Source organism: Nonomuraea africana, from assembly GCF_014873535.1.
GTDB classification, from domain to species: domain Bacteria; phylum Actinomycetota; class Actinomycetes; order Streptosporangiales; family Streptosporangiaceae; genus Nonomuraea; species Nonomuraea africana.
This window is the reverse complement of the sequence record NZ_JADBEF010000001.1, coordinates 8,078,341-8,101,164: the sequence shown is the minus strand read 5'-3', so window position 1 is coordinate 8,101,164 and position 22,824 is coordinate 8,078,341. Positions and strand designations below refer to the sequence as shown.

Annotated in this window: 28 protein-coding genes and 2 tRNA genes; 23 read left to right on the top strand and 7 right to left on the bottom strand. The window is 69.8% G+C overall.

The window, feature by feature from the left end; translation table 11 throughout:
• Positions 1-6: 6 nt before the first annotated feature.
• From H4W81_RS38735 to H4W81_RS38700, 8 genes are all read left to right on the top strand, one after another.
• Complete coding sequence (locus tag H4W81_RS38735; protein ID WP_192779337.1) at positions 7-297, top strand: antibiotic biosynthesis monooxygenase; 291 nt, start codon at positions 7-9, stop codon at positions 295-297.
• Positions 298-349: 52 nt separating this feature from the next.
• Entirely contained in the window at positions 350-1,255 is a 906-nt protein-coding gene (locus H4W81_RS38730) for an ABC transporter ATP-binding protein (RefSeq protein WP_192779336.1), read from the top strand.
• Positions 1,248-2,015, top strand: coding sequence for an ABC transporter permease (locus H4W81_RS38725; protein ID WP_192779335.1), 768 nt, complete (start codon positions 1,248-1,250; stop codon positions 2,013-2,015). Before H4W81_RS38730 ends, H4W81_RS38725 begins: the two co-directional genes overlap by 8 nt.
• Positions 2,012-2,809: an ABC transporter permease gene (locus H4W81_RS38720; protein WP_192779334.1), complete on the top strand. Its 798-nt coding sequence runs from the start codon at positions 2,012-2,014 to the stop codon at positions 2,807-2,809. Before H4W81_RS38725 ends, H4W81_RS38720 begins: the two co-directional genes overlap by 4 nt.
• A gap of 44 nt (positions 2,810-2,853) precedes the next feature.
• Positions 2,854-3,225 (top strand): DoxX family protein, encoded by a 372-nt coding sequence (locus H4W81_RS38715; RefSeq protein WP_192779333.1) that lies wholly within the window; start codon positions 2,854-2,856, stop codon positions 3,223-3,225.
• 13 nt (positions 3,226-3,238) lie between these two features.
• Positions 3,239-3,709, top strand: a complete 471-nt coding sequence (locus H4W81_RS38710) for an SAM-dependent methyltransferase (RefSeq protein WP_192779332.1) — start codon at positions 3,239-3,241, stop codon at positions 3,707-3,709.
• Positions 3,710-3,812: 103 nt separating this feature from the next.
• Entirely contained in the window at positions 3,813-4,223 is a 411-nt protein-coding gene (locus H4W81_RS38705; RefSeq protein ID WP_225958998.1) for a spore-associated protein A, read from the top strand.
• Between the two features lie 121 nt (positions 4,224-4,344).
• Positions 4,345-4,923, top strand: coding sequence for a dienelactone hydrolase family protein (locus H4W81_RS38700; RefSeq protein WP_192779331.1), 579 nt, complete (start codon positions 4,345-4,347; stop codon positions 4,921-4,923).
• On the opposite strand, the gene H4W81_RS49010 is transcribed toward H4W81_RS38700, so the two are convergent.
• A complete protein-coding gene (locus tag H4W81_RS49010; RefSeq protein ID WP_264083222.1) occupies positions 4,916-5,041 on the bottom strand; it encodes a nuclear transport factor 2-like protein in 126 nt (41 codons plus the stop codon). The two genes, H4W81_RS38700 and H4W81_RS49010, sit on opposite strands and share 8 nt — an antisense overlap.
• A gap of 16 nt (positions 5,042-5,057) precedes the next feature.
• Here H4W81_RS49010 and H4W81_RS38695 point away from each other — a divergent pair, with 16 nt between their 5' ends.
• Positions 5,058-5,225: a hypothetical protein gene (locus H4W81_RS38695; protein ID WP_397128941.1), complete on the top strand. Its 168-nt coding sequence runs from the start codon at positions 5,058-5,060 to the stop codon at positions 5,223-5,225.
• A 20-nt stretch (positions 5,226-5,245) separates the two neighbouring features.
• On the opposite strand, the gene H4W81_RS38690 is transcribed toward H4W81_RS38695, so the two are convergent.
• Positions 5,246-5,785 (bottom strand): GNAT family N-acetyltransferase, encoded by a 540-nt coding sequence (locus H4W81_RS38690; protein WP_192779330.1) that lies wholly within the window; start codon positions 5,783-5,785, stop codon positions 5,246-5,248.
• 130 nt (positions 5,786-5,915) lie between these two features.
• Between H4W81_RS38690 and H4W81_RS38685 the strand changes: the two genes are divergently transcribed.
• The 9 genes from H4W81_RS38685 (at position 5,916) to H4W81_RS38645 (ending at position 10,129) form a co-directional block, all read left to right on the top strand.
• Positions 5,916-6,905, top strand: coding sequence for a lysozyme (locus tag H4W81_RS38685; protein WP_225958997.1), 990 nt, complete (start codon positions 5,916-5,918; stop codon positions 6,903-6,905).
• Between the two features lie 5 nt (positions 6,906-6,910).
• Positions 6,911-7,384 carry a C40 family peptidase gene (locus H4W81_RS38680; RefSeq protein WP_225958996.1) on the top strand — a complete coding sequence of 158 codons (474 nt, stop codon included), beginning with the start codon at positions 6,911-6,913 and terminating at the stop codon, positions 7,382-7,384.
• Positions 7,385-7,589: 205 nt separating this feature from the next.
• Positions 7,590-7,790: a transposase gene (locus tag H4W81_RS38675; protein ID WP_192779328.1), complete on the top strand. Its 201-nt coding sequence runs from the start codon at positions 7,590-7,592 to the stop codon at positions 7,788-7,790.
• Positions 7,791-7,841: 51 nt separating this feature from the next.
• Positions 7,842-7,917, top strand: a tRNA-Thr gene (locus tag H4W81_RS38670).
• Positions 7,918-8,091: 174 nt separating this feature from the next.
• A tRNA-Met gene (locus tag H4W81_RS38665) sits at positions 8,092-8,165 on the top strand.
• A gap of 70 nt (positions 8,166-8,235) precedes the next feature.
• Entirely contained in the window at positions 8,236-8,400 is a 165-nt protein-coding gene (gene rpmG / locus H4W81_RS38660; protein ID WP_181616146.1) for a 50S ribosomal protein L33, read from the top strand.
• Between the two features lie 385 nt (positions 8,401-8,785).
• Positions 8,786-9,235 (top strand): MaoC family dehydratase N-terminal domain-containing protein, encoded by a 450-nt coding sequence (locus tag H4W81_RS38655; protein ID WP_192779327.1) that lies wholly within the window; start codon positions 8,786-8,788, stop codon positions 9,233-9,235.
• Between the two features lie 2 nt (positions 9,236-9,237).
• Positions 9,238-9,666, top strand: a complete 429-nt coding sequence (locus tag H4W81_RS38650) for a MaoC family dehydratase (protein WP_192779326.1) — start codon at positions 9,238-9,240, stop codon at positions 9,664-9,666.
• A gap of 1 nt (position 9,667) precedes the next feature.
• Positions 9,668-10,129, top strand: coding sequence for an NUDIX hydrolase (locus H4W81_RS38645; RefSeq protein ID WP_318782309.1), 462 nt, complete (start codon positions 9,668-9,670; stop codon positions 10,127-10,129).
• Here the strand turns inward: H4W81_RS38645 and H4W81_RS38640 are convergent.
• Entirely contained in the window at positions 10,104-11,558 is a 1,455-nt protein-coding gene (locus tag H4W81_RS38640) for a hypothetical protein (protein WP_192779324.1), read from the bottom strand. The genes H4W81_RS38645 and H4W81_RS38640 overlap by 26 nt on opposite strands.
• Positions 11,559-11,652: 94 nt before the next feature.
• On the opposite strand from H4W81_RS38640, the gene H4W81_RS38635 reads away from it, so the two are divergent.
• From H4W81_RS38635 to H4W81_RS38615, 5 genes are read left to right on the top strand one after another with little or no spacing between them, the layout of a single operon-like run.
• Positions 11,653-12,612, top strand: coding sequence for a TolB family protein (locus H4W81_RS38635; RefSeq protein WP_192779323.1), 960 nt, complete (start codon positions 11,653-11,655; stop codon positions 12,610-12,612).
• A gap of 18 nt (positions 12,613-12,630) precedes the next feature.
• The gene (locus H4W81_RS38630; protein WP_192779322.1) at positions 12,631-13,206 is read left to right on the top strand and encodes a pyridoxamine 5'-phosphate oxidase family protein; all 576 of its coding nucleotides are present in this window, start codon (positions 12,631-12,633) and stop codon (positions 13,204-13,206) included.
• Positions 13,207-13,250: 44 nt separating this feature from the next.
• Positions 13,251-13,757 carry a SigE family RNA polymerase sigma factor gene (locus H4W81_RS38625; protein WP_192779321.1) on the top strand — a complete coding sequence of 169 codons (507 nt, stop codon included), beginning with the start codon at positions 13,251-13,253 and terminating at the stop codon, positions 13,755-13,757.
• Positions 13,757-14,803 carry a TolB-like translocation protein gene (locus H4W81_RS38620; RefSeq protein WP_192779320.1) on the top strand — a complete coding sequence of 349 codons (1,047 nt, stop codon included), beginning with the start codon at positions 13,757-13,759 and terminating at the stop codon, positions 14,801-14,803. Before H4W81_RS38625 ends, H4W81_RS38620 begins: the two co-directional genes overlap by 1 nt.
• A gap of 14 nt (positions 14,804-14,817) precedes the next feature.
• Positions 14,818-15,798, top strand: coding sequence for a hypothetical protein (locus tag H4W81_RS38615; protein WP_192779319.1), 981 nt, complete (start codon positions 14,818-14,820; stop codon positions 15,796-15,798).
• Positions 15,799-15,940: 142 nt separating this feature from the next.
• On the opposite strand, the gene htpX is transcribed toward H4W81_RS38615, so the two are convergent.
• From htpX to H4W81_RS38595, 4 genes are all read right to left on the bottom strand, one after another.
• The gene (gene htpX, locus H4W81_RS38610; protein WP_192781292.1) at positions 15,941-16,792 is read right to left on the bottom strand and encodes a zinc metalloprotease HtpX; all 852 of its coding nucleotides are present in this window, start codon (positions 16,790-16,792) and stop codon (positions 15,941-15,943) included.
• Between the two features lie 570 nt (positions 16,793-17,362).
• Complete coding sequence (locus H4W81_RS38605) at positions 17,363-18,886, bottom strand: NADH-quinone oxidoreductase subunit N (RefSeq protein ID WP_192779318.1); 1,524 nt, start codon at positions 18,884-18,886, stop codon at positions 17,363-17,365.
• Positions 18,883-20,604 carry a complex I subunit 4 family protein gene (locus tag H4W81_RS38600; protein WP_192779317.1) on the bottom strand — a complete coding sequence of 574 codons (1,722 nt, stop codon included), beginning with the start codon at positions 20,602-20,604 and terminating at the stop codon, positions 18,883-18,885. Before H4W81_RS38600 ends, H4W81_RS38605 begins: the two co-directional genes overlap by 4 nt.
• Positions 20,601-22,595 (bottom strand): NADH-quinone oxidoreductase subunit 5 family protein, encoded by a 1,995-nt coding sequence (locus H4W81_RS38595; RefSeq protein WP_192779316.1) that lies wholly within the window; start codon positions 22,593-22,595, stop codon positions 20,601-20,603. Before H4W81_RS38595 ends, H4W81_RS38600 begins: the two co-directional genes overlap by 4 nt.
• Between the last annotated feature and the right edge of the window lie 229 nt (positions 22,596-22,824).

Sequence of the window (22,824 nt, the reverse complement as noted above, 5' to 3'; positions counted from 1 at the left end):
CTTGCCATGTCGGTCATCACCGTCACCCGGTTCCAGATCGATCCCGCCGACGCCGAGCAGCTGCGGGACCGGCACGCCGCCCTGGTCGCCGCGACCAGGGCGGCCTGTCCCGGGCTCACCGAGGCGCGACTCGGCCGGCTCGACGACGAGACGTGGGTCGGCGTCTGGCGCTGGGACTCGGCCCCCAGCCTGCAGGCGGCCCGCCAGGCCGTACCCGGGAATGCGGAGGCCACGGCGGCGTTCGCGCTCACCCGCGAGTCCACCGTGGAGGACATCGACGTCCTGGACGAGCACTGACCGCCTCTCCCGGCCCCCGAAGGGGCCGGGACTTCGCTACCGAGGAGATGACATGATCGAGATCGAAGCGTTGACCAAGGTGTACGGCTCGGCGCAGGTCCGGGCGGTCGACGAGGTGTCGCTGCGCATCCCGGCCGGATCGGTGTTCGGCTTCCTGGGGCCGAACGGCGCGGGCAAGACCACGACCATCAAGATGCTGGCCGGGCTGCTGACCCCCACCTCGGGCCTGGTCCGGCTGGGCGGCTTCGACGTGGCCCGGCAGCGTTCGGCCGCGATGGCGCAGTTCGGCGCCGTGCTGGAAGGCTCGCGCAACGTCTACTGGAGCCTGTCGGCCTGGCAGAACCTGATGTACTTCGGCCGGCTCAAGGGCATGCGCAAGACCCAGGTCGCGGAGCGGGCCGAGGACCTGCTGACCAGTCTGGGGCTGTGGGAGCGGCGCGACGACAAGGTCGGCGGCTTCTCGCGCGGCATGCAGCAGAAGGTCGCGATCGCCGTGGCCCTGGTCGCCGGCCCGCCGATCGTGCTACTGGACGAGCCGACGCTCGGCCTGGACATCGAGGCCACCCGCGTCGTCAAGGACTGGATCGCCGAGCTGGCCCGCGAGCTCGGCACCACCATCCTGCTCACCACCCACCAGCTGGACGTGGCCCAGGAGCTGTGCGACCGGGTGGCCGTCATCCGCCAGGGACGGATCGTGGCCGACCTGCCCACCCGCGAACTGCTGGCGGGTTTCCGCGAACGCGACAAGTACGAGATCCGCGTCGAAGGAGCCGCGCCGCCCGGCTTCGACGCCGTCACCCGCGAGGGCGTCACCACGATCAGCGTGCGGGTGAGCGATCCGATCGAGGTGTACGACGTGGTCGAGCGCCTGCGCGCCCACGGGGCGGTCATCGAGTCGCTCACCCAGGTCCAGCCCGATCTGGAGGACGTGTTCCTGGCTCTGGTGAACGATGCTTGACGTCCTGGGCGCGGAGATCGGCAAGGGCCTGCGCGTTCAGCTCGCCCACCCGGTCGGGCACGTCATCACGCTGCTGATCAGCACCATGATGTACCTCGGCCTGCAGTTCGTCCTGGGACAGGGCGAGCTCCGGCAGGACCTGCTGCCGCAGACGCTGGTCGCGATCGGCGGCTACTGGTTCCTGCAGTACGCCGCTCTGGTGATGGTGGCCGATCTCATCGAGGAGAAACGGGCCGGCACCTTCGCCCAGGCCCAGATGACCTCGGCGCCGCCGTGGCTGCCGATGGTCGGCCGGCTGATCACCGCCTCGGTGTTCGGCCTCGCGGTGGCCGCCGTCGCGTCGCTCGTCCCGATGCTGGTCGCCGGGATCACGATCCCGCTGCGCTGGGCGGCGCTGTTGCCCGCCGTACTGCTGGGGGTCAACGTGCTGGCCTTCACCTTCCTGCTGGCCGCCCTCGCCCTGGTCTCGCCGATGATCGGCGCCCTGCAGTCGCTGTTCACCTCGCTGGTGCTGCTGCTCAACGGCTCGTTCCTGCCGCTGGCCCTCTATCCGGACTGGCTGGCCGTCCTCGCCAGGGTCCTGCCCACCACGCTGGGCGTCGAGGCGATGACCCAGACGCTGTTCGAGGGACGGAGTCTGGCCGAGATCTGGAGCGACGGCACCCTGCCCTGGCTGCTCGCCCACACCCTCGCGCTCACCGTCGTTGGCGGCCTGCTGTTCGTCCGCAACCACCGCCGAGCCCTGCAGGAGTCGTCATGACCTTCGCCCGCGGACTGGCCGCAGAGGTCCGCAAGGGCCTGCTCAACCTCGTCGCCGGCTGGCGCGAAGGCCTGATCCAGATGATCACGTTCCCGCTGTTCTACCTGCTCATCGTGCTGTTCATGGGACGCGGGCAGCTGCGTGCGGAACTGCTGCTGCCGGTACTGCTCGGCATGGTGGCGCTGACCTTCATCCACGAGCAGGTCAACCGGATGTTCTGGAGCTACCTGGGCGACATCCAGTCCGGCGTGCTGGAACAGACCTATCTGACCCCGCTGCCCTCGGCCGCGCGCATCCTCGGCCGCCAGGTCGCCGCGGTGATCTCGGCCCTGCCCACCGCGCTGGCCGTCCTGGCCACCGGCGCCGTCGCCATCGCCGTCCAGGGCGGGCCGCTGCCCTTCGACGCGCAGGTGATCGTGCCGCTGGCCGCCATCGCGCTGGGCACCTGCGGGCTGGCTCTCATCCTGTGCGGGCTGACCCTGGTGTTCAAACGCATCGAGATCATCACGCAGCTGTCGGTGGCCGTCTACGCCATCGCCGGCGGCACCCTGGTCCCCCTCGCCGCCATGCCCGACCCGATCGCCTTCCTCAGCCGGCTGGTGGTCCCCATCGCGCCCGGCATCGAGGCGATGCGCGACATCCTGCTCGGCGGGCATTCCCTGACCGCCCTGCCGACCGGCTGGGGGCTCGGCTGGCTGCTCGTCCAGCCCCTGCTCATCACGACCGCCGGGGTGGTGCTGTTCAACCGGCTCGAACACCTGGCCAGACACCGCGGCACTCTCGGCCGCTACTAGCGGCGTCGATCACCCGTAACCGCCCGACGGAAAGAGCAACTGACATGAACGTGTTCCTATGGGTACTGCAGGCCGTCCTGGCCGCCGCCTTCGGCCTGCTCGGGGTCATGAAGTCCACCCAGCCCAAGGACAAGCTGCGCCCCATGCTGCCCTGGGTGGCGGACTTCACCCCCGCGCAGGTCCGGCTGATCGGCGTGGTCGAACTTCTCGCCGCCCTCGGCCTGATCCTGCCCGCCGTCACCGGCATCGCCCCGATCCTCACCCCCTTGGCGGCCACCGGCCTCGCCGTCACCATGCTCGGCGCCGCCGCCGTCCACGCCCGCCGCAAGGAGCCGTCGGCCATCGCCGTCAACGTGGTGCTGCTCGCGCTGGCCGCCGTCGTCGCCTGGGGCCGCTTCGGCCCGTACGCCTTCTGACCCGGAGATCATCATGACAACGGACCCGGTGACCCTGCGACCGGTCGGCCAGGTCGTGGGCGGCCGCAGCGAGATGTTCGAGGACGACTGGCACGACGTCCGAGCCGTGATCCGGCTGGACGGGGAGTCCTTCACCGCCTCGGCCGTGCTCGGCCTCGAGCACTTCTCCCACCTGGAGGTGGTGTTCCTCTTCGATCGGATCGACCCGGCCACCGTGCCCAGCGAACCCCGCCCTCCGAGAGGGAGCCCGAGCGCGGCACCCGTGGGGGTCTTCGCCCACCGCGGGCCGTACCGCCCCAACCGCCTGGGCGTCTCCCGCTGCCGGCTGCTCGCCGTGGACGGCCTGAGCCTGCACGTCGCCGACCTGGACGCAGTGTCAGGCTCGCCGATCCTGGACGTCAAGCCGTACCTGGCCGAGTTCGCCCCCCGCGATCCGGTCATCCAGCCGGCCTGGGCCACCGAACTCATGAGCCGCTATTACTGATGCTCCATCCAGGACCGTGTCCACGTGCTGATCGCTCGGGCGCCGTCCGGGCGGTTCGTCTACTCTTGATCGCCATAGTGAAGATCATAAGGAGGCATCCCTGATGGGCGTTTTCAAACGAAGTGCGACCCTCGCGCTCGGCGTGGCGGCCACGCTGGCGGCGTCCGTCGCCTTCAGCAGCCCGGCCATGGCGGCGTCGTCGCCGATCGAGGCCTGCGGCGGCGGCAGCTACCACGTCATCGACAGCAAGGCGCTGGGCTCGTACGCCACCATCTATCTGCTCTACAACGGCTCCTACAACTGCGTGGTCACCTGGAAGAAGAGCCCCTACGCGGGCAACACCACCTGGGTGCGTGCGGTGGTGCAGGCGTACGGGTCACCCGGGGTGGTGGACGCGGACTACTACCGCTATTACGCCGGCCCGGTCAAGGTCAGGGCGCCGGGCAAGTGCATCATGTGGGGCGGCTCCTACGGCAGCCTGTGGTACGAGAGCCCTTGGGAGCACTGCGGCTGAGCCTCGACGCCATCGCAGCGGAAAGACCTTCTCCCGGCGGGAGGAGGTCTTTCCGTGGGTGACCCGTTTTCCGCGGGAAGTTCCGGCGGAGCCGTTCCGCACCGAGAGTGAAGGGAGTGACATGGCTGAGGTACTGGTGTTCCACCACGGGCACGGGCTGACGTCGGGTGTCCATGAGTTCGCCGAGGGGCTCAGGCGCGCCGGTCATACCGTCCACATCCCCGACCTGTACGAGGGACGCGTCTTCGACGATCTCGAGGAGGGCGTCGCGTATGCCCAGGAGGTCGGGTTCGGCACGATCATCGAGCGCGGGCGGGCCGTCGCCGACGGGCTGCCCGGCGAACTCGTCTACGCCGGGTTCTCACTCGGCGTCCTGCCCGCGCAGATGCTGGCCCAGTCGCGGGCCGGCGCGAAGGGCGCGCTGTTGTTCCATGCCTGTGTCCCGACCTCCGAGTTCGGCGGCGCATGGCCCGAGGGCGTCCCGGTCCAGATCCACGGGATGGACGCTGACGAGTTCTTCGTCGCGGAGGGCGACCTCGAAGCGGCCCGCGCGCTCGTCCTGTCGACCCCGGACGCCGAGCTGTTCCTCTACCCCGGCGACCAGCACCTGTTCGCCGACACCAGCCTGCCTTCGTACGACGAGCAGGCTGCCGCGCTGATGACCGAACGCGTGCTCGCCTTCCTCGAGGGCGTCAAGTAATCCGCTCGTCCAAGGCGCCACACCCTGTGAAGGCCTCCATGACCGCGAGGCTGTCCTCGTACATGAGGTGCCGGGAGATCAGGCCGTCTTCGATGGTGAGGTGGAGCGCGAAGGTCATGGTGAAGCGCTTGCCGGTGTCCTTGACCCGTTGCGAGCTGACCGCCGCCGAAGCCGAGTCGCTGTTCCTCACCGGCCTGCCCACGGCTGCCGATCTCGGCCTCGGCGCCGAGGTGGCCGCGGCGCAGCTGGAGGTGCTGGCCGCGCTACCCGCCGACCTGCGCGACCGTGCCTTCCCCGGCTGACAAAGGGCGCTCGCTGATCGTCATCGTCCTATCTTCGAGTAGACGTACATGTCGCGCCGTTCACCCCCCACCTCCTGCCAGCTGCGCAGCAGCCCTTCGAGGGTGAAGCCGGCGCGCTCCGCCGTCCGTGACGAAGCCGTGTTCCACGGTTCGACGTGCAGCTCCAGGCGCGCGATCCGCAGCCCCGTCAGCCCCCACGACGAGAGCGCGAGCAGCGCGGCCGCCGCGGCTCCCTGGCCGCGGCCGGACGGCGCGACCCAGTACCCGACCGAGGCTCGCCCGTGCGCGCCCGGCCACAGGCCGATCTGCCCGATCGCGCGGCCCGTGGCGAGCTCCGCGATCGCGAAGGAGTAGCCGACCCCCTCCGCGGCCCTCGCCCACTGCCGCCGGACGAACGCGGCGCCCTCCGTGTCGGTGTACGCCGACGGCACGCTCGTGATCAATGGGATGTACGCGTCCTCCGACGCCTCCCGCACCACGTCGAGGTCGTCGAGCGACCAGGGGCGCAGCCGGTGGTTCTCGCCTGCCCGCAGTTCCGGAACGTCGAGCGGTGCGTTCATGTGGGCATCTTGCCAGGTCAGGCCATCCGATAGATCAAGGCACTTGCGGGCTTCTGTCGTACTCCGAGAGGATCATCCCCACTTGTCACCCCCCGGAAGGACAGCCGTGAGACGCCTGCCGTTGGTGGCCATGATCACTGTGGCCGGCCTGATGATCCCCGCGACCGCCCACGCGGCGGACGGCGTGACGGGGGTCGACGTGAGCAACTGGACGGGCGACATCGACTGGGCCAAGGTTCGCGACAGCGGCGGCAAGTTCGCCTTCGTGCAGGCCACCGAGGGCGTCGACTACCGCAACCCGCGTTTTGACGCCCAGTACGGCGGAGCCGCCGCGGCCGGTCTGTTCAGGAGCGCCTACCACTTCGCCCAGCCGCACGAGACGGACGGCGCCGCCCAGGCCGACCACTTCGTCGACAACGGCGGCGCGTGGACCTCCGACGGCCAGACGCTGCCAGGCGTGCTGGACGTCGAGGACAACCCGTACAAGGACAAGAACGGCAAGAACACCTGCTACGACCTGTCCCCCGAGGACATGGTGACCTGGATCCGCGACTTCACCACCCGCTACTACCAGCGGACCAAGCGTCGCGCGATCATCTACACCACGACGAGCTGGTGGAAGACCTGCACGGGCGATTCCACCAAGTTCGGCAAGAACCCGCTCTGGCTGGCCCGCTGGGGCACCGAACCGGGCGAACTGCCTTCAGGATGGAAGAAGCACACGTTCTGGCAATCAGCCGACAAGGGCCCCATCGTCGGCGGCCAGGACTCCTTCAACGGAACCGAGTCGCAGCTCAAGAGTCTGGCCAACCCCCCTGCGGAAGTGACGGTCACGGGCGCGGCCAAGAGCAGGAAGCTCTACACGATCACGCTGAAGAACACCGGCCCCCACCCGGTCACCGACGTCAAGCTCGCTGGACGGACGTTCGGCGGCCAGAAGGTGGTCAAGGCGGGTCCCGGCTGCTCGTTCAGCGGTACGGCGGTGCGATGCGTCATTCCCAAGGTCAATCCCGGCCACTCACTTCGGATCACGATCGCGACCAGGCCCTCGAAGACGAGGGGCACGGTCGGCGTCAAGGTCACGGTCGGCTCCGTCAAGCTCTCGCTCACGGCGCGCTGACCCTTTTGGTCCTGCTGCTGGCGGTGCCGTCGTCGATGCCGCTCCGCCAGCTCGCCATGCCGCGCATCGTGATCCTGGCCTACCAGTTCCAGGGCATCCCCTACTCGTGGGGCGGCGGGCACAAGGAGCGTCCAGGACCGTCGACTGGAACGTGCCAGGGGTACACCGGCAAGATCAAGCCGTGTCCGGCCAAGCGGACGCGTGGGCTCGACTGCTCGGGCCTGGCCCGCCTGGTCTACGCCCGCGCCCACGGCTACGACGTGCTCGGCCCCGGCAACACCGACGAGCACCTGCGCAGGATGCGCAAGGTCACCGACCCCAGGCCCGGCGACCTGGTGTTCTTCGGCAAGCGTAAAACCCATCACGTCGGGATCTATCTCGGGAACGGCCAGATGATGAACGCTCCCGAGACCGGCGCGGTCGTCCGCGTGGACGACGTGGAGGGGCGCAAAGACCTCAGAGGCTATTACCGCCTCTGAGGCCGCCCTCCCTGAGCGCGGTCGACGCCCCTTTCACGTAGCCAAAGGTCGCACGCCGAGGACGGCGCGGGCGCCGCGTGTCTCCCGGCCGGCGGCGCCGGATCGGGCTACCTTGGCTTTGCTCCGGCGTGAAACCCAGTTGGTATGGCTGTAACGCGTGTATACCAACGAAAAATGAGAGACCTGAGGTCTAGTCTGTGCCGCTATGGACAGGCGGTGGGTGGGGCCGGAGGGGCTGGAGATCGTTCCGGCGGTGCGCGCGGGGCAGCAGGTCCTGCGCATCCGGAGACACGGCTGGCTCGTGGCCGACTGCTTCTCGGTGGAGGCGGTGGCGATGCACGTGGATCTCGCGGACCTGTGCGAGGTCGTCGACCTTCCGGGCCGGACGAGTTCGCATCATCGTTGAGTGCCGTGTATGGTTACACCTGTCCGCAGCGCAGACGAGCGAAGCGGACAGGCCCCTATAGCTCAGTCGGCAGAGCGTCTCCATGGTAAGGAGAAGGTCAACGGTTCGATTCCGTTTGGGGGCTCCAGCCAACGCCCGATCCTCCCCTCGGAGGCGGGCGTTTCTTGTATGGATTTCAGGTCAGGAACGTTCCTGAGGCATACTGGGGGGCACCTCACTCGATCGGGCGAAGTCGTGGCATGTTCGTGACTAGTCCGGGGGTCGGGTATCCTTCATGGGCCGGGAGTTTCGACCGGCATAAGGCGGAGTAGCTCAGTCAGGCAGAGCAAACGGCTCATAATCGTTGTGTCGCCGGTTCAAGTCCGGCCTCCGCTACTACCCAAACCCGAGTACATCGCTCGGGTACGGGTGTGTCCCAGTCCCAAACGTAGAAAGGCACTCCCACGTGGCTGCCACCGACGTTAGGCCGAAGATCACGCTGGCCTGCCAGGAGTGCAAGCACCGCAACTACATCACGCGGAAGAACCGGCGCAACGACCCGGATCGGCTTGAGCTGAAGAAGTACTGCCCCAACTGCCGCACCCACCAGGCGCACCGCGAGACCCGCTAAGGTCCGCGCCGCCGGACGCGGCCCTGAAACCGAGTCGCTCCAGGCGCACCGCGAGACCCCGCCAAGGTCCGCGCCGCCGGACGCGGCCCCGGAACCGGGTCGCTCCAGGCTCAGCGCGAGACCCCGCTAAAGGTCCGCGCCGCCGGATGGTCACTTCACGAAGCACGAAGTGCCGTTCGATGCACCAGGTGCACCGCGAGACCCGCCAGGGTGCGCGGCGGCTGAGGTGGTCCCGGGTGGCCTAGCCCGGCACTCCTGACGCATACCGAACAAACGGCGTCCTCATCCGAGGGCGCCGTTTGTCGTCTCCAGGCAGCGACAGCCGAATGTTGTTCTGTTACCGTCGGCTCAACAGCCCAGAACGCACCTAAGGAGCAGGGCACTGATGGCCTTGAACCGTGATTTCGTGGGACGGACCTACAAGTCCACCACCTCGTACGAGGTCAGCCGGGTGAAGATCAAGGAGTTCGCCGCGGCTATCGGTGACAACAACCCGATCTACCGCGACAGGGCGGCCGCCCAGGCCGCCGGGCATCCGGACGTGGTCGCCCCGCCGACCTTCCCCATCGTGTTCAGCCTGCAGAGCGGCGGCGAGGCGCTGGCCGACCCCGAGCTGGGCCTGAACTACGCCATGGTGGTCCACGGCGAGCAGCGTTTCGAGTACGTCCGCCCGATCTATCCCGGCGACGAGCTGGTCACCTCCTCCACCATCACCGAGATCCGCAGCGCCGGCCGGAACGAGCTCATGACGATCAGGAGCGACGTCACGACCGTGGCGGGCGAGCCGGTGTGCACCACCTACAACACGATCGTCGAGCGCGGAGGGGCGGGCTGAGCATGGCTGCCACGGTGAAGTACGACGAGGTCGAGGTCGGCCAGGAGCTGCCCGCCACCGACTACCCGGTGCGCCGCCTGAACCTGGTGATGTACGCGGGCGCGTCGGGCGACTTCAACCAGATCCACTGGAACGAGCGGTTCGCCAAGACCGTCGGGCTGCCCGACGTGATCGCGCACGGCATGTTCACCATGGCCCAGGGCGGCAGGTTCGTCACCGACTGGGTGGGCGACCCGGGCGCGGTGCTCGACTACGGCGTGCGGTTCTCCTCGATGGTGATCGTCCCGGATGACGACCAGGGCGCGACCATCACGGTGAGCGGGGTCATCGAGGAGAAGCTCGAGGACAAGCGGGTGGTCGTCGGGCTGATCGCCAAGTCGGGGGACGCGCACGTGCTTTCCAAAGCCAGGGCGGTTGTGCAACTGTCCTGACGTGACAGAGATCCCCCTGCGCCGGTTCACCGCCCGCGTCCTGCCCGTCGACTCCCACGGCCGGGTCCTGCTCCTGCGCGGCTTCGACCCGGCCCGCCCCGACGCGCCGTACTGGTTCACGATCGGAGGCGCCGCCGAGGAGGCCGAGACGCTCGAGCAGGCCGCGGCCCGCGAGCTGTTCGAGGAGGTGGGCATCACGGCGGCGCCGGAGAGCTTCGGCCGTCCGCTGGAGACCCACACGGTCGAGTTCTCCTTCGGCGATCGCGCCTACGTGCAGGACCAGACCTACTTCCCCGTCCGGGTCGACGCGGCCGAGGTGAGGTTCGACCACATGGAGGAGATCGAGCTGGCCACCACGCTCGGCCATCACTGGTGGGGCGCGGACGAGCTGGAGTCCAGCGGCGACGTCTACTACCCGGAGATCCTGCCGTCGCTGATCAGGAAGGCCGCAACACCCGGGTAGCGCCCGAGATCAGCGCCGTGGCCAGGATCCAGCCCGCCACGATCAGCCCGTAGGCCAGCCCCTGTGTCCACCCCGCCGGGTCGAACAGGTCCCGCTGGCCGAAGGCGGGAAAGGGCAGAAGCAGGTCGAAGGTGTAGGCGAAGGAGTCGAAGCCCGGGCTCTCGTCCGGCTTGATCGCCCTGGGCGGCACCAGCCCGAACACGACGGTCCCCGTCGCCAGCAGCAGCGCGAACCACACTCCGGCCAGCCATGGCCGGTAACCGTATCCGACGGTTACATCGAGCAGGCGGCCCCACAGGCGTCCCACGGGGTTGAAGGTGCGGCGGCGGGCGCGCTGCTTGGCGAGCAGGGTACGGCGGGCGAGCAGGTCGTTGCCGTCGCGCAGGTACCAGGCGGCGAGCTGCTCGTACGGCTGGGGCAGGAAGCCGTAGGGATCCCGCGCCACCCACTCCACCCTGCGCTCGACGGAGCCGCCGCGCAGCGTCTCGTAGCTGAGTCCGTTGAGCATCAGCTGCTCGGGCCACGACTCGGGGTCGTCACGCAGGGTGCCGATACGCGAGTGGGCGAGCGTGACGACGCCCTCGACCGGTTGGGCGTACTTCAGGTAGACCTCACGCGCCTCCAGGTGGGTCGCGTGCAGGGCATAGGGGGTGTCGGGGCTGCGCAGGACGCCGGTGACCACAAGGCTGGACAGGCGGGCGCCGCGCAGGCGCACGCAGCCCAGCGCGGTGAACCCCTTGCCGCACCGCATCACGTCCTCGACGACCATGCTGTCGCCGGTGAGCGCGTCGCCGCCGGCGTTGCGCAGCGTGGCGCCGTCCAGGAAGAGCCCGCCGGTCAGTCGCGCGCCGACCAGCCGGACTCCGCCGGTGATGTCGGCGTTCTCCAGGTAGAACCCCGCGTCGACGGTGAGGGCGCCGGTGTGGATCCCGCCGTCGATCTTGGTGCCGCCCATCCACAGGCCGCTCTCGAAGGACGCGCGCGGCAGCCGTACCGTGCCCGTGACGTGCGCGCCCGACAGGCTGAGGTGGCCGGAGACCCGCATGCCGCCGCCGTTGAAGCCCGGCAGGTGGCAGTCGGTGAAGCGCATGGTCCGCGTCACGCTTCCGCTGAAGTCGGGCGCCTCGTCGAGGTAGCAGCCGCTCAGCGCCAGCTCGTAGTCCACGTTGCCGCCGCGCAGCTCGAGCCGTCCGGTGATCCTGGCCCCGCGCAGCCGTACGGCGGGCACCGCGCCCACCCCGGGCTCGCGCGCGCCGAGCAGCAGCGCCACGATCACCTGCGCCCTGACGGTGCGCTCCGGCCCCCAGGTCGCGCCGTCCGCGGGCGCGTTCTCCCCCGCGGTACGGCCGACGCCGACCGGATTGTCCCCCAGCTGCACCTGCGCGCCCGAGTGGAAGGCCCGCCACAGGCGGCGCTCCGGCTCGGTCATGCGAAGGCGTAATCCGTTCTGAACGACCATGGCCTGATTGTTACGCAACCTTTCGGCCTCGAGGCGCATCTACCCTGTGACGAAAGGAACAGCCATGATCGCCTCGCTGCTGGCCGCGGCCTTGATGATCTCTCCGGTCCCGGGTGACGTCAGGTACGGGTGGGTCGACGCCTGCCCCAAGAAGGACTACTCCATCCCGTGCGGCCCGTGGACGCTCACGCTGGGCAGCGGCAAGACCGTGCAGCTCAAGGATGCCGCCGTGCACCCGGTCCTGCCGAACGGCAAGACGGACACGGAGTCGAGCGCGCCGATCGCGATCAGCGGCAACGGCAGGTTCGTCGGCTACTTCCGCAAGAGCGACCGCAGGTTCGTGGTCCGCGACGTCGGGTCAGGCTCGGTCAAGGCGCTGCCGGGCAAGGCGGCCATGGCGCCCAAGGGCGTGGGCATGCTGAACGTGGACCCGCTTCTCTCCCCCGACGGCCGCCGCATCGTGATCGACTACTACGACGACGCCGCGAAGCTGCCCTCGCTCCTGGTCGACCTCAGGACCAGGGCCATCCACAAGATCCCCGGCAACGAGACCGTCCAGGGCTTCAGCCCCGACGGCTCCCACCTGCTCACCAGCCGTGGCACCGACGACAACACCACGGAGCTGGCCGTCTACGACGCGTCGGGCACCGAGGTGCAGAGCAGGGTCGTGCCGCAGGTCGTCGCCAACAACGCGCCCATCGCGCTGGCCGACGACGGCGTCACGGTCGGCCTGGTGATCGTCAGCCCGCAGGCGAACGGCAAGGCGCGCCTGCGCACCTACGACCTGTCGACCGACACGGTCTCCGACGCCGTCACCCTGCGTGTGCCCGCGGGCGAGGCGGCGAACCGGCTGGTGTGGGACACCGCGGGAGAGGTCACCCTCTGGACCGTCAAGTCCGACGCCGAGGGCGAGACCTCCCACGCCACCAGGCGGGCCGTGAACCCCGACACGGGCGCGACCACCAAGCGCGACTCCTTCCGCATCAAGTCCGGCATTTGGACGTGGTGGCTGCCCGGCGACTGATCGCAGTTATCGTGATTTATGGGAAAAATCTACGAAACGATCACAGACCGGCTGCGCGAGTTCATTTCCGCGCAGCCGGTCTATTTCGTGGCCACCGCCCCCGAGTCGGGCGGGCACGTGAACGTCTCTCCCAAGGGGTACGCCGACACCTTCACCGTCCTCGACGAGCACACCGTCGCCTACCTCGACCTTGACGGCAGCGGTGTCGAGACCATCGCCCACCTGCGGGAGAACGGCCGCATCACGGTGATGTTCTGCGCCTTCCAGGGCCCGCCCAAGATCGTCCGCCTGTACGGCACGGGCCGCGTCGTCACGCACACCGACCCCGCCTTCCCCGACCTGCTCACGCGCTTCGGCCCGCATCCCGGCGTCCGCTCGATCATCGTGGTCGACTGCGAGCGCATCTCCGACTCGTGCGGCTATGCCGTACCTTTCATGGCCTTCGAGGAGGACAGGGCGCTGCTCGACCAGTGGGCCGAGCGCAAGGACGTCCTGCAGAAGCGCGCCTACCGCGCCAAGAACAACAGGGAGAGCATCGACGGGCTGCCGGGGCTGAGCGCGGCGGAGACCGATCCCGTGACGACCCGCTCCTGAGCCGGTTTCCAACCCCGGAGCCCTCGGCGGAGTTGTTAAGGGATATGGACCGCTATGAAGGGTTCCGGGAGTTCGTCGACGCGCGGCAGCAGTCGCTGATGCGCACCGCGTATCTGCTCACCGGGGACGCCCATCTCGCCGAGGACCTCCTGCAGACGGTCCTGACCAGGGTCGCCTCGCACTGGGGCAAGCTGGCCAGGGGCGGCAACCCCGAGGCCTACGCCCGCAGGGCGCTGGTCAACCAGCACCTGTCGTGGCGACGGCGCCGCTCCTTCTCCTCCGAGATCACCGGCCTCTCCTCCGAGACCGGCCTCGACGTGGCCGATCGGAGCGAGGCCCACGACGACACCACGCTGCGCCGCCTGGCCCTGCGGCAGGCGCTCGCGAAACTCTCGCCCAAACAGCGCGCGGTCATCGTCCTGCGGTTCTACGAAGATCGCTCGGAGCACGAGACCGCCCAGCTCATGGGCTGCTCGGTCGGGACCGTGAAGAGCCAGACGCACTACGCGCTGTCCAAGCTGCGCGCGCTCGCCCCTCAGGAGGTGTACTGATGAACGCTCTACGTGATGATCTGCACGAGCTGGCGCTCGAAGCGCCTTCGGTGGACCTGGCTTCACGGGCGCTGGCGGGGGCGCGGCGGCGGCGTGCCGTACAGCTGGCCGTCGCCGTGGCGGCCGCGGTGGCCGTCGTGACGGGCGGCACCGCCATCCTGGTGCGCGGGCCCGAGCCGTCCATCGTGATCACCCCGCAGGTGCGCCCGCTGCCGAGCAGCGGGGTGGGGGCGCTCCAGCAGGCCTTCCAGCGGCAGGGCCGCTGGCACCTGGTCACTCACGACGGGCAGTCCTACGACGCCGGTGGGATCATCAAGGGGGACGGCCCGCTCGCCATCACTCCCGACGGGCGGCGCATCGCCTACTTCGACGAGAAGCAGCGCACCATCGTGCTGCGGGATCTCGCCGGTGGAGAAGTCTGGGAGGCGCCGCTGCGGCTGCCCGCCCGGACGTTCGAGGCGGAGTTCGCGCTCCGGCTGTCCCCCAGCGGCATGCGCATGCTCGTCGCGGGCTGGGGGACGGGCCGCGAGCGCAACGTGCTCGTCGACCTCGGCGACGGGTCGGTGAAGGAGCTCGACAAGGCGTGGTTCCCCGTCAGCGTCAGCGACACGGGCGAGGTCGTGCTGGCCCGACCCTTCGAGGACAGCACGAGGCTGCGCGTCCTCGGGCACGACCCGATCACGGTGCCCGATTTCACCTACGAGTTCAGCGGGCTCGCACCCGACGGCAGGACCATCGCCAGGCTGGGGCAGACGCACGACCCCGGCCGGACGCCACAGATGGAGCACGACGGAACGATCGTCCTCACGGACGCGATCGCGGGAGGCGACCGGCCCAAGGTGCGGATCTCCGGCATTCCCTCCGGGCTGAACCCCGCCCGGCTGGGCGCATGGCTGAGCGCCGACGAGGTCACGCTGCTCGCGGTCCCTTCGGATCGCGGCCAGACGTCCACGGTCTACGCCGTGAACGTGCGGACCGGACAGGCCAGGGAGTTCTTCGTCACCGAGGACGCGCCGAAGAACATCGTCCCCGGCCTGGTCTCCTAGCTAAGGTGACAGCCATGCTGGTCCCCCTGCTGGCCGCCGGTTCGTTCCTGCTCGGCGCCGGCCTTCCCGGCGGCGCCCCCTCCGCTGGTTCGTTCCTGCTCGGCGCCGCCCTTCCCGGCGGCGTCCGCTCCGCTGAGCCGGTCCGCTACGCGGGGTTGACCTCCTGCCCCGGCGCGAACGGCAAGCGGCACATCTGCGGGCCGTGGCGGCTGTGGCTGCGCGGTGGCAGAACCCTGTCGCTGAGGGACGCCCAGATCCGGTCGCTCGACGCCCGCGGACGCGAAGAGGCCCAGCGGGCCCCGATCGCCGTGGACCCCTACGGCCGACACGTCGCCTATTTCACGACAGCCAACCGCCGCCTCGTGGTACGGAACGTCGCCTCGGGAAAGCTCACCCGCATCCCCGGGACGGCCGGCCGCCTGCCGTCCGGGCTGCGCATGGCGGACGTGGAGCTGCGCGTCGGCCCCGAGGGGCGCTACCTCGTGCTCGACCCCACGCGTAGCACCCAGCGGGGCGTCTCCCTCATCGAGGTGGCGACGGGGAAGACCTGGACGCTGCCGCATTATGCGAGCGTCCAGGGGTTCAGCCCCGACGGACGGCTGCTGCGGGTGATCCTCGACATGGAGGAGACCGCCGTCTACCGGCCGGGGGGCGCGGTGCCGTCCGGTGGGGTCACGCTCACGGGATGGGGAGCGCTGACGTCGGACGGCGCCACGCTGGCGGGCGCCGCTCGTGAGGGGTCGCGCGTGGTGGTGCGCTTCTACGCCACGTCCAACGCGATGGAGTCGCGGACGCCGGTCCGGGTGAAGGTGCCGGCGACGGAGAACCCTCGCATGTTGCGGTGGGACTCGGGTGCGCGGATGACATTGCTGACGCTCGATGAGCCACGGACATTCGTGGCACGGACGGTGAACGCCGGCAGCGGGGCGGCACGGGTGGTGGACAGGTTCACGGTGGGCAAACACACCTGGGACGTGCATCTGGCGGGAGCCTGACCGCCCCACGATCAACGACACCTGCCAGAGATTGACCATCCGCGATCGCCAGCCTCACCGTGGAGGACCCTGGCAGGAGAGGCTGACCGCCCGCCGCGATCACCAACTTCACGGCTCAGTGGCCTTTCGCTGATTCAGTGGCTCAGCGGCGGTAGCCCGCCATGCGCTCCAGCCTGGCCACGCGCTCGGCCGTCGGCGGGTGGGTGGAGAACATCCGCCCCAGCCCGCTCCCGCTGAACGGGTTGGCGATCATCATGTGCGAAGCCGACGTCAACCGGCTGTTCTCCGGCAGCGGCAACCGCCGGACACCCATCTCGATCTTCCGCAGCGCGGACGCCAGCGCGAGCGGGTCACCGGTCAGCCGGGCCGCCGACTCATCCGCCTGGAACTCCCTCGACCGAGAGATCGCCATCTGCACCATCCCGGCGGCGACGGGACCGAGCACCATCATCAGCAGCGCTCCCAGGAAGCCTGGACCCTCGTCGTCGTCGGAACCCCCGAAGAACACCGCCACGTAACTCAGCCAGGTGATCATCGTCGCCAACGCTCCCGCGACCGACGAGATCAGGATGTCCCTGTTGTACACATGAGACAGCTCGTGGCCGACCACGCCGCGCAGTTCCCGCTCGTCGAGCAGCTGGGTCAGCCCGTACGTCACGCACACCACCGCTCGGCGGGGGTTCCGGCCGGTCGCGAAGGCGTTGGGCTGGATCGTCGGCGACATGTAGAGGCGCGGCATCGGCTGCCTGGCCTCGGTGGAGAGGTCACGCACGATGCGGTAGAGGGTCGGCTGCTCGACCTCGCTCACGGGGCGAGCCCGCATGGCCGACAGGGCGATGCGGTCGGAGAAGAAGTAGGCGATGCCGTTACCCGCCAGGGCCAGGACGAGCGCGATCTGCACGCCGGTGCCGCCTCCCAGCCACGCCCCCAACGTGATGATCAGCGCGGAGAGCAGCCCCAGCAGGAGCGCGGTACGCAGTCCGTTGTGGTGCAAGGGGTCCCCCTTCCGTGGCATGGGTTCACCTGTACCAACGTCCATCCCCCGGTCACGCGTTCCCGCAACCCCCGCCCCCACCGCCCCACCACTCGTAGATGGACCCAAGCCTCGGACAACAGCACCACCCCACCGCTCAGAAACAGGACTCGACAGCCGGAAGGGGCAGCATGCTCGTGGAGCCGCAGACACCGGAAGCCATAACCCACGCGCCGAACGGGAGCCCCGAAAAACCACAACCCCACGCAGAGACAGGACCCGATACCCGAAAGGGGCCGCATGCTCGTGAAGCCGCACGCCCCAGAAGCCATAACCCCACACGCGAAACGGAAGCCCCCAGAAACCGGAACCCCACGCGCGGAACCGGAGCCCCTGAAACCGAAACCCCGGGCGCGGACTGAAGCCCCCAAAGCCTGTGACTCCAAACGAGGACATCGAAGAGTGCGAAGCCGTGACCCGGCGCGACGAAACCCGAGATCCAGGAGTCGGCTCAGGAGGCCGGTCTCCAGGCGGCCGGTTCAAGAGGCCGGTTCAAGAGGCCGGTTCAAGAGGCCGGTTCAGGAAGTCGGTCTACAAGGTGGTGATGCCGAGAACCAGTTGCGGGGCCGCCGAGAACAAGACGGCCACCACCAGCGTGACCCCCACCGCCATCCACCCCGCGGTCGCCGGCCTGGCACCGGCCCTCGACTCCCGCGCCGCGACCGCCGGTGCGAACAGCTGGGCGGTCCATGCGACGTAGTAGTACAGCCCGATCACCGTGTTGACGGCCATGACGATCGCCAGCCACCCCAACCCACCGGTCACGATCTCGCGGAACACCACCACCTTCGCGAACAGCCCGGCCAGCCCAGGCGGCAGCCCGGCCAAGCAGATCAAGCTGAACGCCAGCGCCAGCGCCAGCACCGGACTCCGGAAGGCCATCCCCCGGTAGGCGTCCAGGTCGTGGCGCGCGCCGCTTCTGGACACGAGCATGACCACCGCGAACGCTCCGAGGTTCATGGCCGCGTAGAACACCAGGTACGCCACCGACGCGCTCACGGCCAGCCCCCGCTGCCCCGCCCCGCTGATCATCGCGAGCGGCGCGAGGATGTAACCGGACTGCGCCACCGAGGACCAGGCCAGCAGCCGTACGGCGGAGCGTTGCCGCATGGCCAGCAGGTTGCCGACCGTCATGGTGAGCGCCGAGACGATGGCGATGATCGGCGCCCACGTCGGGGCCTGGCTCGGCAACGCGCTCAGGAGGACCAGGATGAGTCCGGCGAAACCCGCCGCCTTGGAGATGACCGACAGCAGCGCGGCCACGGGGATCGGCGCGCCCTGGTAGACGTCGGCCGCCCAGGCGTGGAACGGCACTGCGGCGATCTTGAAGGCGAACCCCGCCACGACGAGCACCACGCCGACCGTCACCACGGCGGGCAGGTCGTTCAACGGCACGCCCGACGGGCCTGGCGAAAGTCCGCCCAGGATCTCCCCGAGCGTGCTGAGGTGGACGGCCCCGGTCAGGCCGTACAGCAGGGAGACCCCGAACAGCATGATCGCCGTGGAGACCACGGAGACGAGGAAGAGCTTGACCGCCGCCTCGGAGGCTCTGCCGTCGTAGCGCTTGAGCGCCGTCAGCGCGAACACCGGCAGGGAGACCAGCTCGAGGGCGACCACGAGCATGATGAGATCGCGCGAGGCGGGGAGGGTCGTGGCGCCGGCGAGGGTGCAGAGCAGGAGGAAGTACCACTCACCGACGGGGATGCCACCACCGGCGAGCTCCGTCATCGACAACAGGACGACCACCACGCCCGCGACCAGCGCCAGCCCTGAGAAGACCAGCGTCAAATGGTCGACCACGAACGAGCAGGGGGCCACGCCGCCCGAGGTGGCGAGGCCGCCTGGCACGCAGAACGTCCGCAGCGTCTCGCCCGCGCCGGCCTGGGCGACGACGAACGCGAGGGCCACGAGCAGCCCGGCGAGCGACACGAGGCCGAGGCCCGTCCTGACCTTGGCGGTGTGCGGGAGGAAGGCGTCGAGCAGCAGGACCACTCCGGCCAGCAGGGCGACGACGAGGGGTGGCGCAATCGCGAAGTAGTCGATCGTCTGGATCACGACACGCCTCCCAGCAGGATCTGTACGGCAGGCGTGGTGAGCGAGAGCAGCGCCTTGGGCCACAGCCCGAACACCAGCGTCAGCACGACCAGCGGCACCCAGGCCACCAGCTCGTACCGGCGAACATCGGCCCCCGTCGGCACCACCTGCTCGCCCTCCCCGAGAACGGCGACACCACCACCCTCGAGCGCCGCGTGTTCGCCCCCGCCGCGGACGACACCGGCGGCAGCAGGCACCGCCCGTTCACCCTCCCCCGGAACGGCACCGGCGGCCGCGGGCACCGCCTGTTCGCCCTCGCCCATGGAAGCCCCCGGGGGTGTCACCTGTTCGCCCTCGTCGAGGACGGTGCCCCTGGTGACAGGGCGGCGCGGCGCCGCTCGGCGGCCATGTGTGACTCGGGAGAGCATCGTGAGGAAGTACGCCGCGGTCAGCACCGCCCCCAGCCCACCGATCACCATGAAGGTCAGGAACAGCGGGCGGGACAGTCCGGGAGCCGGTTGGAAGGCGCCGAACAGGGCCAGCATCTCGCCCCAGAACCCCGCCAGCCCCGGCAGCCCGAGCGAGGCGATGCAGGCGAAGGTGAGAAGCGAGCCCAGATGCGGGAAGCGGGCCAGCATGCCGCCCCCGATCGTCGGCATGTCGGCCGTGCCGTACCGCTCCATGACGGCGCCCGCCAGGAAGAACAGCAGGCCGGTGATGAGGCCGTGGGCGACGTTGGCGAACAGGGCGCCGTTGACCCCCACCGGGGTCAGGGTGGCGAAGCCGAGCAGGACGAACCCCATGTGCCCGATCGACGAGTAGGCGATCATCCGTTTGAGGTCGGTCTGCGCGAGACAGGCCAGCGATCCGTACACGATGCCCACCACGGCGAACGCGCCCAGCCACGGAGCCACGGCCACGGCGCCCTCGGGCAGGACGGGGATGGCGATCCTGGCGAAGCCGTACGTGCCCATCTTGAGCAGGACGCCCGCGAGCAGCACCGAGCCCACCGTGGGCGCCTCGGTGTGCGCGTCGGGGAGCCAGGTGTGCAGCGGCCACATCGGCGTCTTGACCGCCAGTCCGAGGCCGACCGCGACGAAGGCGACGATCTGCACCGAGCGGGAGAGCCCGGACCCGTGCGCCCGCGTCAGGGCGACGATGTCGAGCGTGCCGGTCTGGGCCCAGATGAGGAGCAGGCCGAGCAGCAACACGACCGAGCCGAGCAGCGTGTAGAGGATGAACTTGATCGCGGCGGCACGGCGTCCCTGCCCGCCCCAGGCAGCGATCACGAAGTACATGGGGATGAGCACGACCTCGAAGAACACGAAGAACAGCAGCAGGTCGAGCGCGAGGAAGGTGCCGAGCATGCCGACTTCGAGGACGAGCAGCGTGAACACCAGAGCCCGCGCCCGGTGCGGCAGGTGGCCGGGGCTCCAGCAGAGGTAGACGAAGCAGAGGAACGTCAGCAGCGCGGTCAGCACGACCAGCGGCAGGGAGATGCCGTCGACTCCGAGGTGGAAGCGCAGGCCGAGTGAGGGGATCCACGACCAGTCGACGGCGAACTGGATCCGCGCGGCCTGGCCGTACTCGAAGAACACCGCGAGCAGCGCCGCCAACCCGAGCGTGAGCCCCGACACCAGCAGGCCGATGAGCCTGAGGCGGCCCGCGGCGGCGGGCACGAGGAGCAGGGCGGCGCCGGCCAGCGGCACCCCGAGCAGCGCGACAGGCAACCAGGTCATCCGAACACCACCGCCCCAACCGCGATCAGCAGCACGCCTGCCAGCAGGCCGCTGACGTAGAGCTGCACGTTGCCGTTCTGCGCGAGGCGCAGCAGTCCAGAGGCGCCCTGGGCGGTACGGCCAGACCCGCGCACCGCGCCGTCGACCACCGTGTCGTCCGTGCGCACCACGGCCCCGGCCAGTGCCAGGACGGGGCGGACGAGCAGGGCGCTGTAGACGGTGTCCACATAGAACGCCCGCTCGCACGGAACCCTGAGCGGGCCGAGCACCCTGGCGGGATCGGCGAGCGGATCGCCGCGCCATACCGCGTAGACGATGCCCGCGCCCAGCAGCGCGAGCGCCACGCTGATCGCCGCGGTGCCCCAGCTGATGTGTCCGAGGCCGAGGACGCCGAGCCCGAGAGCCGGTACGGCGAGCAGCACGACGGGCCCGAGCATCGAGGCGGGCGCCTCGCGGACGTCGACGACGTGGGCGGTGCCCGGCTCGGGTTCGGGAAGCGCCACGACCCGCTCGTCACCGAAGAAGGTGCGCAACCAGGCCCTCGTGGCGTAGGCGCCGGTCACCGCGACCGTCGCGAGCGCGCAGGCGTAGAGCAGCAGGGCGGCGGCGTCGGTCAGGCGAGCCGCGCCCAGCGCGTGCTCGACGGCGAGCAGCACGCCGTCCTTGCTGAAGAAGCCGCTGGCCGGTGGCAGTCCCATGAGTGCGGCGAAGCCGATGGTCATCGTCACGAACGTGACGGGCAGTTCCCGCCGCAGCCCGCCCATCTGGCTCATGAGGTTGGAGCCGACGTGGTGGATGACCGCGCCCGCGCACAGGAACAGCAGCGCCTTGAACGCGCCGTGCGTGAGGAGGTGGAAGATCGCGGCCGTGTCGGATCCCGCGGCCAGCGCGGCGGCCATGTAGGCGAGCTGACTGACGGTGGAGTAGGCGAGCACCCGTTTCAGGTCGTCCTGGGCGAGCGCGGCCAGCGCGGCGCCCAGCATGCCCAGGGCGGCGAGCACGGCCAGCACGTCGAGGGTCGGCGGGGCGGCGAGGAACACGGGGAAGAGCCTGGCGACGAGGAAGATGCCCGCCGCGACCATCGTGGCGGCGTGGATCAGCGCGCTGATGGGCGTCGGGCCCGCCATCGCGTCGGGCAGCCAGGTGTGCAGCGGCACCTGCGCGCTCTTGCCAGCGACCCCTGCCAGCAGCAGCATCGTCGCGGCGACCAAGGTGCCGGTGGGAAGCTCGGGCGCTTTGGCGATCACGTCGTCGACGCGGAAGCTGCCTGCGGACAGGCCGAGCACGAAGATGCCGAACAGGAAGCCGACGTCACCCAGGCGCGTGACGAGGAAGGCCTTGACCGCGGCCCTGGAGTTGGCTCGGTCCTCCCACCAGTGGCCGATCAGCAGGTAGGAGCACAGGCCCATGATCTCCCAGCCGACGTAGAGGACCAGAAGGTCTCCCGCGTAGACGACGAGCAGCATGGCGCTGGTGAACAGGCTGATGAAGGCGCTGTAGGAGGGGTAGCGCGGGTCGTCCTTCAGATAGCCGATCGAGTAGATCTGCACGGCAAGCGCGACGACCGTGACCAGGATGCCCAGGATCGAGGAGAGCTCGTCGGCCTGGAGGGTGAGCGAGATCGGGACCCCGCCCGTCTCGATCACGCCATAGGTGGCTCCCGCCTCGGCGCTCGCCGAGGCGGCGGGGCCCTCAGGAGAGTAGGGCGAGAAGCGCTGGAAGAACGCGAACCCCTGGCTCGCCGCCAGCCAGCACGCCAGGACGGCCGAGACCGTGGTGGGGAGCACCGCGAACCAGGCGGCCCTGCGGTTGGCCGGCGCGTCGGCCCCCTGCGGCGAGGGCGTGTCGGCACCGTGCGGCGGGGCCGTACCGGATGGATCGAACGCGCCGACGTGTCGCGGCCACCGGGACAGCAGCAGACCGGCGAAGGCGGCGAGAAACGGGAGGAGGACGACGAGCAGGGGGAAGGCGTCGACGAACGTGCGGCTCACTGGACGCCCCCTCGGCTCGCGCGCTTCTCCGGCCGGCCCGCCGCCGCCCCGTTGTCGGACGCCTCGGGATCGCCCCCAGGGCGTTCCCCTCCTGAGCCACCGGCCGCTCCTGCGCAACCCGCCTGACCCGCTCCTGGGGCGCCGCCTGGCTGATCGGCACTCGGCCCGCCGGCCGGCTGGTCCGCGCTCGGTCCGCCGCCTGGCTGGGCTGTTCCCGGGTCCCCTGCCT

Bases quoted from the DNA above. Each gene is read 5' to 3' on its own strand.
- H4W81_RS38735 (WP_192779337.1), top strand. From the start codon at position 7: ATGTCGGTCATCACCGTCACCCGGTTCCAGATCGATCCCGCCGACGCC.
- H4W81_RS38730 (WP_192779336.1), top strand. From the start codon at position 350: ATGATCGAGATCGAAGCGTTGACCAAGGTGTACGGCTCGGCGCAGGTC.
- H4W81_RS38725 (WP_192779335.1), top strand. From the start codon at position 1,248: ATGCTTGACGTCCTGGGCGCGGAGATCGGCAAGGGCCTGCGCGTTCAG.
- H4W81_RS38720 (WP_192779334.1), top strand. From the start codon at position 2,012: ATGACCTTCGCCCGCGGACTGGCCGCAGAGGTCCGCAAGGGCCTGCTC.
- H4W81_RS38715 (WP_192779333.1), top strand. From the start codon at position 2,854: ATGAACGTGTTCCTATGGGTACTGCAGGCCGTCCTGGCCGCCGCCTTC.
- H4W81_RS38710 (WP_192779332.1), top strand. From the start codon at position 3,239: ATGACAACGGACCCGGTGACCCTGCGACCGGTCGGCCAGGTCGTGGGC.
- H4W81_RS38705 (WP_225958998.1), top strand. From the start codon at position 3,813: ATGGGCGTTTTCAAACGAAGTGCGACCCTCGCGCTCGGCGTGGCGGCC.
- H4W81_RS38700 (WP_192779331.1), top strand. From the start codon at position 4,345: ATGGCTGAGGTACTGGTGTTCCACCACGGGCACGGGCTGACGTCGGGT.
- H4W81_RS49010 (WP_264083222.1), bottom strand. From the start codon at position 5,041: ATGACCTTCGCGCTCCACCTCACCATCGAAGACGGCCTGATCTCCCGG.
- H4W81_RS38690 (WP_192779330.1), bottom strand. From the start codon at position 5,785: ATGAACGCACCGCTCGACGTTCCGGAACTGCGGGCAGGCGAGAACCAC.
- H4W81_RS38685 (WP_225958997.1), top strand. From the start codon at position 5,916: ATGATCACTGTGGCCGGCCTGATGATCCCCGCGACCGCCCACGCGGCG.
- H4W81_RS38675 (WP_192779328.1), top strand. From the start codon at position 7,590: ATGGACAGGCGGTGGGTGGGGCCGGAGGGGCTGGAGATCGTTCCGGCG.
- H4W81_RS38655 (WP_192779327.1), top strand. From the start codon at position 8,786: ATGGCCTTGAACCGTGATTTCGTGGGACGGACCTACAAGTCCACCACC.
- H4W81_RS38650 (WP_192779326.1), top strand. From the start codon at position 9,238: ATGGCTGCCACGGTGAAGTACGACGAGGTCGAGGTCGGCCAGGAGCTG.
- H4W81_RS38640 (WP_192779324.1), bottom strand. From the start codon at position 11,558: ATGACCGAGCCGGAGCGCCGCCTGTGGCGGGCCTTCCACTCGGGCGCG.
- H4W81_RS38635 (WP_192779323.1), top strand. From the start codon at position 11,653: ATGATCGCCTCGCTGCTGGCCGCGGCCTTGATGATCTCTCCGGTCCCG.
- H4W81_RS38630 (WP_192779322.1), top strand. From the start codon at position 12,631: ATGGGAAAAATCTACGAAACGATCACAGACCGGCTGCGCGAGTTCATT.
- H4W81_RS38625 (WP_192779321.1), top strand. From the start codon at position 13,251: ATGGACCGCTATGAAGGGTTCCGGGAGTTCGTCGACGCGCGGCAGCAG.
- H4W81_RS38620 (WP_192779320.1), top strand. From the start codon at position 13,757: ATGAACGCTCTACGTGATGATCTGCACGAGCTGGCGCTCGAAGCGCCT.
- H4W81_RS38615 (WP_192779319.1), top strand. From the start codon at position 14,818: ATGCTGGTCCCCCTGCTGGCCGCCGGTTCGTTCCTGCTCGGCGCCGGC.
- H4W81_RS38600 (WP_192779317.1), bottom strand. From the start codon at position 20,604: ATGACCTGGTTGCCTGTCGCGCTGCTCGGGGTGCCGCTGGCCGGCGCC.